Annotated in this window: 9 protein-coding genes and 1 rRNA gene; 4 read left to right on the forward strand and 6 right to left on the reverse strand. The window is 44.8% G+C overall.

Translation table 11 applies throughout. The features are described from left to right. Positions 1-88: 88 nt before the first annotated feature. Positions 89-604 (forward strand): hypothetical protein, encoded by a 516-nt coding sequence (locus ACXAGP_RS06240; protein ID WP_475260227.1) that lies wholly within the window; start codon positions 89-91, stop codon positions 602-604. Here ACXAGP_RS06240 and ACXAGP_RS06245 read toward each other — a convergent pair. Then, a complete protein-coding gene (locus tag ACXAGP_RS06245) occupies positions 601-1,062 on the reverse strand; it encodes an EVE domain-containing protein (protein ID WP_475260229.1) in 462 nt (153 codons plus the stop codon). The two genes, ACXAGP_RS06240 and ACXAGP_RS06245, sit on opposite strands and share 4 nt — an antisense overlap. Positions 1,063-1,196: 134 nt before the next feature. Here ACXAGP_RS06245 and imuA point away from each other — a divergent pair, with 134 nt between their 5' ends. From imuA to ACXAGP_RS06260, 3 genes are read left to right on the forward strand one after another with little or no spacing between them, the layout of a single operon-like run. Then, positions 1,197-1,889: a translesion DNA synthesis-associated protein ImuA gene (gene imuA / locus ACXAGP_RS06250; RefSeq protein ID WP_475260230.1), complete on the forward strand. Its 693-nt coding sequence runs from the start codon at positions 1,197-1,199 to the stop codon at positions 1,887-1,889. 20 nt (positions 1,890-1,909) lie between these two features. Further along, positions 1,910-3,313 (forward strand): Y-family DNA polymerase, encoded by a 1,404-nt coding sequence (locus ACXAGP_RS06255; RefSeq protein ID WP_475260232.1) that lies wholly within the window; start codon positions 1,910-1,912, stop codon positions 3,311-3,313. A 9-nt stretch (positions 3,314-3,322) separates the two neighbouring features. Beyond that, positions 3,323-6,406: an error-prone DNA polymerase gene (locus tag ACXAGP_RS06260; protein ID WP_475260234.1), complete on the forward strand. Its 3,084-nt coding sequence runs from the start codon at positions 3,323-3,325 to the stop codon at positions 6,404-6,406. Between the two features lie 77 nt (positions 6,407-6,483). On the opposite strand, the gene ACXAGP_RS06265 is transcribed toward ACXAGP_RS06260, so the two are convergent. From ACXAGP_RS06265 to rrf, 5 genes are all read right to left on the reverse strand, one after another. Continuing rightward, positions 6,484-8,604, reverse strand: coding sequence for a YjbH domain-containing protein (locus tag ACXAGP_RS06265; protein WP_475260236.1), 2,121 nt, complete (start codon positions 8,602-8,604; stop codon positions 6,484-6,486). Continuing rightward, positions 8,601-9,326 (reverse strand): capsule biosynthesis GfcC D2 domain-containing protein, encoded by a 726-nt coding sequence (locus ACXAGP_RS06270; RefSeq protein ID WP_475260237.1) that lies wholly within the window; start codon positions 9,324-9,326, stop codon positions 8,601-8,603. Before ACXAGP_RS06270 ends, ACXAGP_RS06265 begins: the two co-directional genes overlap by 4 nt. 2 nt (positions 9,327-9,328) lie before the next feature. Continuing rightward, the gene (locus tag ACXAGP_RS06275) at positions 9,329-10,003 is read right to left on the reverse strand and encodes a YjbF family lipoprotein (RefSeq protein ID WP_475260238.1); all 675 of its coding nucleotides are present in this window, start codon (positions 10,001-10,003) and stop codon (positions 9,329-9,331) included. A 69-nt stretch (positions 10,004-10,072) separates the two neighbouring features. Then, complete coding sequence (locus tag ACXAGP_RS06280; protein WP_475260240.1) at positions 10,073-10,492, reverse strand: hypothetical protein; 420 nt, start codon at positions 10,490-10,492, stop codon at positions 10,073-10,075. Positions 10,493-11,613: 1,121 nt separating this feature from the next. Then, positions 11,614-11,693: ribosomal RNA gene (rrf, locus tag ACXAGP_RS06285) — 5S ribosomal RNA — on the reverse strand; the annotation flags it as partial.

Below are 11,693 nucleotides of genomic sequence, written 5' to 3' on the forward strand. Positions count from 1 at the left end.
GGTTGAGTTTAAACTCAGTTTATTTAGAATCAGGGCGATACCTTATTTTGTGTATCGCCCTTTTGTTAGCGTCAAAGGAAAAAAGAAAATGATTGCAGCAGTCTCCATAATTATGTTTATGGTGATGATCCTGATTTATTTTGTTGTGAAAAACCAAACCATGGCAAAAGAACTCAGAGAATTCCGGCATTTGGCCCGTAGCGCAGAAAACCGCTCAAGGTTTGCCCTGACCACGGTAGATTCACTGGCGGCACAAATTCAGAAGATGCTCACTTCGCAGCTGGAATCGGCTCATAAACGCGGCTTGATCAAAGGTGAGCAGTACGAACACACCTCAGCAATTTTTAAAGGCTTTGAAACCGTTGTAATGCAGTGCTGCGAGCACGGTGCCACTGTAGAGGAAGCCTTAACACGCGCTCTTGCCAGTGAAGGAAAATCACTGGATGACGTTAGAAAGTTTATCTCTGAGATGCCTTCAGAAGTGCGTGTCCCTTGGGTTAAAAATAATGTGGGCAGTTTTGTGATTGCCTGCACCAACATCGTTAACCACTTTACTAATCCCAGTTCCAAAAAAGAAATCTCAGATCAATCGGAAGCAAGCTAAGCAAGCCGTTTCAGTAACGCCTGAGCTTCCTGCTCAGGTACTGGCATTACCGACAACCTCGCGCCTTTTTTCACTAGCGCCAATTCCTGAATCTCCGGCATGGATTTTATCTCTGCCAAAGGCAATAAATTCGCATATTTTTTGATGAACTTAATGTCCACCCGGTACCAACGAGGATTCTCTGTTTTTGCTTTTGGATCGTAATATTTCGCCTCAGGGTCAAATTGGCTGCCATCCACATAGCCCTCTTTAACCACCTCAGCCAATCCCACAATACCCACATTTTTACAGCTGGAGTGGTAAATAAACACCTGATCGCCAAGCTTGATATCGTCTCTTAAGAAGTTGCGCGCCTGATAGTTGCGGACCCCATCCCAAGGTTCAGTTTGATCCGGCCGAGCCGCCAAATCATCAATGCCAAACGCATCGGGTTCAGTTTTAAATAGCCAATATCCCATTATATTTTTCACCACAGTTCAAAGAGATATGACTTTAACAAGCGGCAAGCCAAAACAAAACTTGCAAGTTTTTCGACAACAAATATACTGTATATAAATACAGTATATTTATATCGTTTCTTCAGGTGTTTCCAGTGAATAATATCCTTAGCTATCTTAAAAATAAGCATTTGATATGGCAGGGAAAAGCGTTACACGAGCCCGGTGAAGGAGGCTTGTCTGGCTACCCTGAGCTGGATGCTGAGTTAGACGGCGGGTTACCGGGACAAGGTGTTATCGATGTTCACAGTGATATTGGTATTGGTGAGCTACGCTTGTTTTTACCTTACCTGTTAAGCCGTCAAGAGCAACAGCAACGCCTGCTGGTAATTATTGCTCCGCCATTGCTAATTAATGGTGAAATGTTAGCGCAAATGGGCATTGATTTAAGTCTGGTGCTGTTAATCACACCTGGCGACCAACAACAAGCCTTATGGGCCGCAGAACAATGCTTAAAAAGTGATTGTTGCCATACCGTATTAAGCTGGTTGCAAGATTTAGAAATACATCAAATTAAGCGCTTACAGCTGGCGGCAAAACAAAGTAATGCGGTGCAATTTATCTTTCGACCACAACTCACCCGGGGTTTGTCACTGCCCGTCACCTTAGCCATGTCGTTAAGTGCACAACCCAAAGGTTTAGAAGTTAAAATCAATAAGCGCATTGGTAGCTGGGTACATCGCAACATCCATGTAAATATGCAGCCCCACTGGCCGGCATTGCAACTCACGGAAAGTCATAATAATCATAATAACGTCATCCCTTTCCCGAAAAGACACGCCAGTTAAGCATCAATATCGGGTGGCGTATGAAGAAACTGTGGTTATACCTGCATTTCCCTGCTCTGCAAATGGACTGTCAATTTGCAACGGAAAGCGATAAATCTATTATTATTCTGGATGCCAAAGACAACCGTATCCGCCAGTTAAACAGCAAGGCGCAACAGGCTGGACTCAAGCCGGGTATGGGTCTGGGCACCGCCAGTGCTTTGTGTCATGAGCTCCAGGTAGAGCCTTATAACTCAGATTATGAAGCCAATAAAATAAAACATCTTTGCGATAGTTTGTACCAACTCACTTCCGATATAGTGCCATTTTCGCCCAATGGCATTTTATTGCGCATTCATACCATGCTGCGTTTTTATCAAGGCCTGGATAACTACTGGCAAGCCATCTCCAGAACCCTGTATAACAACCTGGTGAGGTTTCATTACGCAACAGGTTCAACTCCTTTTGCTGCCAAGCTACTGGCCGAATCAGGTTGGGATACAATCACCGATAATCATCCCAATATGCGCAAACAGGTACTAGCACAACCTATAGAGGCAAGTGAGCTAGATAACAAAACCATTGAAAATCTGAAACGCGTCGGTATCCGATTGGTTGGCGATCTGGCGGCAATTTCTCTCAATGATATCGCCAAGCGCTTTGATATCCAGCTTCTGACTTACATGGGGCGCTTGCTGGGTGAATTACATCACAGTGTGAATTTTTATCATCCGGAGAAGCGCTTTAACCGTCGCCTTGAGTTGCTTTACGAAATCGACAATACCCAGATATTATTACCTCCAGCGACATTGCTTTTGGAAGCGCTGGAAGACTTTTTACTTATCAGGGAGCAAGTTACCGAAGAAATTATCTTGAGCCTGCACCAACGTGAGCAAGCTAGCTTGCCCGTACAGATCAATAGTGCTGAAGGTGAATATCGGGCAACCACATGGCAGGCCCTGTTAAAATTAAAGTTGGAAAATGTACAACTACAATCTCCTGTATATGCCCTGTCATTGGAAACCGGCAATGTCAGACTCAAAACAGCACAAAGCAATGATTTGTTTAGCGGCAAAAAAAGTGTTTTATCTCAAGCACAGCTGATTAGCTTATTGCAAGCCAGACTGGGTTTGGAAAAGGTACAGACAGTTAGTTTGCAAGATGATTTTCGTCCTGAGTACATCAATTGTTATCAGGCTGCCGGAAAACCTTTACCAGCAATCCCCCAATTGCAAGCCAATCGGCCCTTCTTTTTGCTCGCAGAACCACAGCGGTTGACCGAAAAAGTTCAGCTGGTGCAAGGGCCGGAGCGTATTCTGTCCGGTTGGTGGGACGATCATCAGGTACTGCGAGATTATTTTATCGCCCATTCTGTGCAGGGGCGCTGGTACTGGGTGTTCCGCAGCGCAAAACAGCAATGGTTCCTGCACGGCATTTTCAGTTGAGCCAAACCTATGTCTTATGCTGAATTGTTTTGTCAGAGCAATTTTTCGTTTCTCAGCGGAGCTTCACATCCGGAGGAATTGATTCAGCGCGCCCATTTTTTAAGGTATCAGGCGCTGGCGATCACCGATGAATGCTCGGTGGCAGGCATTGTTCGCGCTTATAGCGAACAGCAAAAACACGATTTACCCATCAAACTTATTGTTGGCAGTTACTTTCGCTTTCAGGATGAATTGCAGTTGGTATTGCTGTGTCCTCATAAAGAAGCCTACAGTGAACTGTGCCGTATTATCACCAACGCCAGACGACGTTCGCCCAAAGGCGAATATCAATTACAGGAATGGGATCTGAAAACCTGCCAACACTGCCTGGTACTGTGGCTTCCCCACGGAGACAGGGAGACTGACAAACACTGGGCAGAATGGTTAAAAAAACATTATAAACAGCGTTTGTGGCTGGGTGTGCAAAGACATTTAAAGGCTAACGAGCAAAACTACCTGTCTCACTGCAAACAGCTTGCTAATCAATGGCACATTCCCATCAGCGCCTGTGGCGGGGTGCTCATGCACGAAGCAGAGCGTTTACCGTTACAACATATTGTCAGCGCCATTAAAGCGGGTGCGCCAGTGGCGCAATTAGGTCGTAATTTACTCAGTAATGCTGAGCGTTGTTTAAGGCCAATCGATAAGATAAAAAGTCTATTCCCAAGCGAATGGATAGAAGCAAGTACTCACATTGCACAACGGTGTAGCTTTAGCCCACAGGAGCTTAAGTATCAATATCCGCAAGAGCTGATCCCCGCAGGTTATACCCCCAAGAAATACTTACGAGAATGCGTATTAAAAGGTATGCAAGTGCGTTTTGCTCAGCCTCCAGAGAACTACTTTGCCATCAAACGCATTATTGCCAAAGAGCTCAAACTCATCGCCGAGATGGAGTACGAATACTTCTTTCTGACTATTTACGACATCGTACAGTTTGCCAAGCAACAACGCATTCTCTATCAAGGACGCGGCTCTGCCGCCAATTCAGTTGTATGTTATTGCCTGGAGATCACCGCCGTCGATCCCAGACAGATTTCGGTGCTCTTTGAGCGTTTCATTTCCAAAGAACGCAATGAACCGCCAGATATTGATGTGGATTTTGAACACGAACGACGCGAAGAGGTCATTCAATACATCTATCAGAAATACGGTCGGGAGCGCACGGCGCTCGCGGCCACCGTCACCACTTACCGCTTCAAAAGTGCCTTGCGCGAGGTGGGAAAAGCCTTGGGGATTGCCGAAGTACAATTAGATTATTTTATTAAAAATATAAACCGCCGGGATCGCGGTCTGGACTGGCAGGCACAAATCGTGGAACTGGGCCTTGCCAGTAGTGCCAGTCAAAGCGAAAAACTGGTGAACCTGGTAGAAGAACTAAAAGGCTTTCCGCGCCATTTATCGCAGCATGTTGGCGGCTTCGTGATATCCGCGGGGCCACTGTACCAGCTTGTTCCCGTAGAGAATGCTGCCATGCCAGAACGCACAGTGATCCAATGGGATAAAGACGACCTGGAAAGTCTGGCACTACTGAAAGTGGATGTTTTGGCCTTGGGCATGCTCACTGCCATACGTAAGATGTTCCAACTTGTATGGCAACATTATGGGCGTAAACTCAGTATTGCCGACATTACCCGCGAACAAGACGATGCCAATGTGTATCGCATGATCCAACAAGCTGACACCGTGGGAGTATTTCAGATTGAATCCCGGGCGCAAATGAGTATGTTGCCCCGCCTGAAGCCTCGTAATTATTACGATCTGGTGATCCAGATAGCCATTGTGCGACCAGGCCCTATTCAAGGCGATATGGTACATCCCTTTTTACGCCGTCGTGACGGCAAAGAGCCTGAAACCTATCCCTCAGAAGAGGTTAAATCTGTACTTAAACGCACCCGAGGCGTACCCATCTTTCAGGAACAAGTAATCAAATTGGCTATGGTAGCTGCGGGTTTTACCGGCGGCGAAGCAGACCAGCTACGACGAGCGATGGCCTCCTGGAAAAAAAATGGTGAACTGCTGAAGTTCAAAAGTAAGCTCATCAGCGGCATGATGAATCGCGGCTACAACTACGAATACGCTGAGCGTATTTTTAAACAGATCTGTGGTTTTGGCGAATACGGTTTTCCCGAGTCCCATTCCGCTTCATTTGCCATTCTGGCTTATGTATCTTCTTGGCTAAAATATTATTATCCCGAAGCCTTTTATACCGGTTTGATGAATAGCTGGCCGATGGGCTTCTATACGCCTTCGCAACTGGTTCAGGATGCCAGACAGCACAATATCAAGGTATTGCCTGTGTGTATAAACCACTCAAGCTGGGATCATCAGATGGAAAAACAAAGCAAAGGTTATGCTCTGCGCCTGGGCTTGAGGCAAGTGAAAGGCTTTTCAGAAAGCGCAGCCCATGTACTACTGGGGAACCGCCCTAAAGAGGGGTATCGATATGTCAGTGAGCTAAAACAACTCGCCATTAAAAGCAACGAACTGCAGGCCCTGGCCAGCGCGGATGCCATGCATCAGATTGAACAAAACCGATATCAAACCCGCTGGGCGCTATTAAATCGCGAATCTGAATTGCCACTGTTCAACGAACTGCACGAGCCAGCGCAAGGTTATCAGCACCAACCTGACGATATTGAAAATCTGTTAGAGGATTATCAGTCTACCCGACTAACACTAAAACAACATCCAATAGCCCTGTTACAAGCACAAGGGCAGCTTAGCAAGTTTACCTGCGCTCGCGAACTGGCTAATGCACGTCATCAATCAATTATTACCGCTATAGGCATGGTAACAGGTCGTCAGGCTCCCGGAACGGCTTCAGGCGTAACCTTTATCACCTTAGAAGATCATACGGGCAATATTAACGTTATCGTCTGGAGAGCCACTGCCAGAGCCCAGAAACAAGCCTATCTGAAAGCTCAAATACTAAAAGTAACGGGTATTCTGGAACGAGGTGATGGCGGGGTTACTCACCTGATTGCCGGCAAACTGGAAGATCAAAGCCACTTGTTGGCGCAACTGGACACACGCAGCAGAAATTTCCGCTAGTACCTCACAACCCATTCCTAGAGTATAAATTAATAAGGCACTCTATTGAGTGCCTTAACTTCGTAACATGTGGGTTATTAGTCCACAAATGGGCTGCGAATATCAGCAATAGAACTTAACTTAACCGGTCGTATTAACGGTTGGCCACCATCTCGAGCAATGGGCACCCATGGAATCCGTCCTCTACCTGTTGAAGGTCTTAGAGAGAACAGATCGAAAGGTATTGAGATATAAAAGCCTTTAGTAAAGCTACCCTCGCCATAATCTTCAGCCGAAATATCAGTGAGTGCTGCGTAGGCACCAACCACAATGCCGCTATCAAATCGCCGCGCAAATTCAATGTTAACCCCTTTGTCTTCAGCAAGGAATTGACCTACGTTGAAACTCAACTGCACATCCTTCCAAAAAGCGGGTTTCCAATAAATACTTGCATGACCAGTCAGCGCTTCATAATCTCTAAAATCGTAATCGTTTTCGAATGAACGCTGCTTGACATAATTTAAGTCAAGTCCAAAACCAATATTACTGTCTACTTCCTGATAAAAGACTTCGCCACCAATACCGCCATACATGGTTTCCAAATAACCAGCATACACTTGAGCATAGGTATTTGGAGCTATCTGATCCACCCAACTGGCGTATAGCGTATCGAGGGAGACGCGACTCTTTCTGACGTATTCACGTATATAAGTTCTGACTCTGGGAACTGGAGAATCGAAGTTATCAACTCCGAAATTAAACTTATCCATATTCTCCAACAGCGTCGCTTTTACGCCAGCGGAGATCCTGAAGTTTGAATTAAAAGCATATCCACCCGTGCCATAAAGCCCACCTTGATATATGTAAAATGCCTCAGGAGAACCAAATGTTTGGATCCAAAACGTATTAATGTCGGCATAAAAACCACTGATTTCATTTTCTGGCTGTTTAGCTACAATTTTCTCGTCAGGCTGTTGGCGTTTCCAGGTCTTAGTAATATCACGCTCTAAAGTGTCATAATTAGCGACTTTAATAAATTCAGGAGCATCTATCACGGTTTCTACCGCAGGTATGCCCATCGCAGTTTCTACGATGTGATAGCTTTTTACACTATCAGGTAACATAGCCGCTGCGGCGCGCCCCATTCTCTCAATCGCCTCGTCTTCGTCCCTGTAACGAGTTCGGGTACCATAGACTATAAATTGTTCTTCATTGAGTACCGTGTTAGATACTATCATTCCTGATTGAGACACTTTCGCCAACAATTTGTACTGTTCTACGTCGTTGACACTTTGGTTTACCTCTCTCTCTTTTAAAGATTGAGGCTCCGGCTGTACCTTAACTTGTTTTGCCGTGTGGAAATTAAAAGCGTAATTGACACTAAAGCCGAGTGTATTACCTCTTTCCCAAGACAATCCTAAATCAAAGTCTTTATACCGATAGTTAACACCAAAATTCCAACGGCTGTCTTGATCCAGAGGAGATGCGCGCTCGTCAGTATAATCATTGCCTTCGTATTCGATTTTTACTCTCAGCGGATCCCATGGAGTTTGGTACTCAATTCCGCCAATAAGAGATGCGTTGCCACTAAAGAAATCATCAAAGTTAATTTGTCCGCCCTGATCTTCACCAAAACCTCCAAATCCTTTTCGCTCACAAAATCGATCGGCGACTTCACAAAATGGATTTTTTATGGACCCGGCGTTCCCTAAATAACCAAATCCCACGCCAAGATGTATATCAAAATCCCCGACTCTTTTGCTGGCGGTTATATACTCACTTTCAAAAAAGCCTGTACCACCAAAATCTCGAAAGCCGACAGCGACTTGAGGAAAATACATAGACTCTTTCAACAACCGAAATTTAACATCTATCCCCTTATCTTTTGCCGTTTGATCGCCACTGAACTCAGGTACATTGCTGTACAAAAGATTTCTAAAGTCGGTATATCTTACTGTGGCCTCCATCCATGGGAACAACTGCAAACTGGCCGTCCAAAAGCGATATTCTCCATTGTCCTTATACCCTAATGTCAGGTCGCCTTCTTCTAGCATACGGGCTGTCGGCGTTTGCAACAGTCCAACCCCGCCTAAATCATTTTGTGATAATGATTGCACCTTGTGATGGTATGCCTTATCCGCCTGGTCAGCATGTCCCTTGCCAGCCAATAGCAAAAACGTGACAGCTGCACTCAACAGTGAGATTTTGTATGCGTTCACTGTAATCTACTCCCTGCCAACTTAACGACCATTTGATTTATCTGAGAATTTTCAGAGTCGAAAGGAAGCTCCTTCAAAGGGATGTAAATACTACCTCCGGGGGGAACCTCGACTCGTTGCTGACTATGAGTACTTGTAGAAACCTTTTTAAAATGACCATCAAGAAAAATAACAAAAACGAACTCACTATCTGCATAGTCCAACTGGTCAATTTTGTCTTTATAGGACTGTACAGGTAATGCCCCCACATGATTAATTTGCAACTCATTCTCTAACACACCAAAAACTTTGATCTGAGGGCTTCTGGCAGGCAAAAACAAAGCGAAATGACCATCATCTATACGCGGATTCAATTCTTCTCGTACTCGAGCAAAATCATAATCAATTGGGATTGGTACACGGTGGGCAATCGACCAACTTTCGATTTGAGCCTCTAAAGACAATAGCGCCTTATACTTAGCTGTTTTAGTGCCTGTTCTTAGCTTTACCTCAGCAAGCTTTTGCATTAATTGCTGCTTAAGCTTCATTTCTTCTGGTGCTTTGTAGTTAAATAAAGCTGCTGCAGGCCAATAAATGTCTCGACTCTTAACCGTCCCTTTGAGAACTGTTTCTAATCTCGGGTTGCCTTCGTAAACCAATTGATTGCCCAAATAATCAATGGTGACGTTAGCAGGCGTCGTAAATGGAACTAGCGCTATGACAAGCGACAGTAGATATTTCACCTTTACTCTCCTTGTGAAACTAATGATGCAGCCTGGCTTACATAAGTGATTACAAACTGGTTAGAGTGAGGCGCAGCCTTTTGCCTGGATTTTAGTAATTTTTTACTGTTTTTTTCGAACCAATAAACATTTTCCCAACTTTGCTCTCCAACCAACCAGTTTTTACTCGCTTTATATTGAATGGTTTCAGTTACTTTCAATGTAGCAAACGATTTGTCAAAGATAAGAATATCGTCTTCACTAATACTAAAACTTGATTCACTCAGATAACCGTACTCTCCAGCTTCCCAATCAGCAATTGCACGCCAGTTTGCACCGTCTAAGCTAGACGGGTTTGCTAAAGGGTCGGCACCAATACCATTTAGCGCCAATAAATCATTTTTAAACCCCTGCGTCCTGATAACACGCCCAGATTCAACAACCAACAAAGCCTTATCCTTAGATATCCACTTGTCTTTACCCTCTTCAGAAAACGCCTTGGCGATAACTGCTAAAGGGCGTTCGCCACTTCGAATCAAAGCGAGATCAACTGAAGATTCCTGTACTTCTTGCAAGTTAATTTCAGCATCTTGATTTAGCCTGAAAGCTAGCTCTAATGTGGTGATATGAGAGCGGATGGGATTTGTACAACCGGCAATAAGCAGAAGTATTAAGAAAAATGAGAAATGTGTTTTCATGGTAATTGATGTCTTATTGTCAACAAAAAAGCCGCCAGAAGGCGGCTTTATTTAATCGAAGTACAATCTTTACTGAACGGTAGGTAAATAAGTTACAGTAACTGGAACCAATACAGTTGTCGTACCAGAAAGTGTCTCAGTTAGCACTGTACCGTAGCAAACACCATCAATTAACTCATCACCAGCATTACAAGAAGGTGGATTTACGATATCTTGACAAACACCGTTAACTTCTTCTTGTCCAGCGGGACAAACACAGACGCCGCCAGAATTGATTTGATCTGTACGACAATCTACCCCACCGCCATCATTATTTGAAATAATTGCAGCAGCAACACCCACTGCAACGGCCCCGATAACTACAGTAGAGGTTGCGATTCCACCAATTGTTGAACCTGCTGCTGTACCAGCTCCTGCTTCCTCTTGTGCTGATACGTTTGCTCCCAGCGACAAGAGAGCGACCATCATTATAGAAATAAATTTTTTCATTGTTTGCTCTCAAGTAAATATAATTAACTAATATGAATGCTACAAGATCAACTGTGTACCTGCAACATCAATTTTTGATCCTTCACATAAATTTAATTTATTTTGGCGATTTAAACCATTTTCAGACACGTTGTGGACCATATACCAATATAACGCACCACCAAAAATATTATTCCATTTAAAAGTTATGAAGCTGTAACGGTTTGTATCTTTTCTCTTTCCCATGAGTGTAAGTCGGAGCCATACCGTTTCAGATATTGCACCGGATATGACATTGAGTCTGGTAGCCCTTTCTCTAAATAGGAGCCTGGCGGTCCCCTACATGGATGTAGGGGGTAGAACAACGTCTGGAACAGTTGTCGATAGCGCCCGCCATGGATGGCGGAAGTGTCGAAGGATTGCAGGGAACAATCCCGACCTACTCGAACATGGGGGTGAAGGCGGATTCTTTAGCTGCGAAGCAGCGCCCGCCTGAACGATTCGCCATGGATGGCGAGGCAGGAAGCCACTTCAGGGATGATTGTTCCCCGTACCCTAATCAGATAACAAGTATAACCATGATAAACAATGGGTTAGGTTTCCCATGAAGTAGCACGTAATGTTCTATTTAGGGGAAGGGCTATCCATTGACAACTGATGCAACAACAGGACTTTTGAGAATCGCAAATGCAAAAAAGGGCTATCCTTTCGGATAGCCCTTTCTCTAAATAGGAGCCTGGCGGTCCCCTACATGGATGTAGGGGGTAGAACAACGTCTGGAACAGTTGTCGATAGCGCCCGCCATGGATCTCGGAAGTGTCGAAGGATTGTCGGGAACAATCCCGACCTACTCTCACATGGGGGTGAAGGCGGATTCTTTAGCTGCGAAGCAGCGCCCGCCTGAACGATTCGCCATGGATGGCGAGGCAGGAAGCCACTTCAGGGATGATTGTTCCCCGTACACTAATCAGATAACAAGTATAACCATGATAAACAATGGGTTAGGTTTCCCATGAAGTAGCACGTAATGTTCTATTTAGGGGAAGGGCTATCCATTGACAACTGATGCAACAACAGGACTTTTCAGAATCGCAAATGCAAAAAAGGGCTATCCTTTCGGATAGCCCTTTCTCTAAATAGGAGCCTGGCGGTGTGCTACTCTCACATGGGGAAGCCCCACACTACCATCGCCGCTAATACGTTTCACTACTGAGTTCGGAAT

The sequence above is a fragment of the Planctobacterium sp. AWM4_229 genome (assembly GCF_056160305.1).

Excerpts from the sequence above, each read along its gene's own strand:
- ACXAGP_RS06260 (WP_475260234.1), top strand. The coding sequence starts at position 3,323 with ATGTCTTATGCTGAATTGTTTTGTCAGAGCAATTTTTCGTTTCTCAGC.
- ACXAGP_RS06245 (WP_475260229.1), bottom strand. The coding sequence starts at position 1,062 with ATGGGATATTGGCTATTTAAAACTGAACCCGATGCGTTTGGCATTGAT.
- ACXAGP_RS06255 (WP_475260232.1), top strand. The coding sequence starts at position 1,910 with ATGAAGAAACTGTGGTTATACCTGCATTTCCCTGCTCTGCAAATGGAC.
- ACXAGP_RS06280 (WP_475260240.1), bottom strand. The coding sequence starts at position 10,492 with ATGAAAAAATTTATTTCTATAATGATGGTCGCTCTCTTGTCGCTGGGA.
- ACXAGP_RS06240 (WP_475260227.1), top strand. The coding sequence starts at position 89 with ATGATTGCAGCAGTCTCCATAATTATGTTTATGGTGATGATCCTGATT.
- ACXAGP_RS06275 (WP_475260238.1), bottom strand. The coding sequence starts at position 10,003 with ATGAAAACACATTTCTCATTTTTCTTAATACTTCTGCTTATTGCCGGT.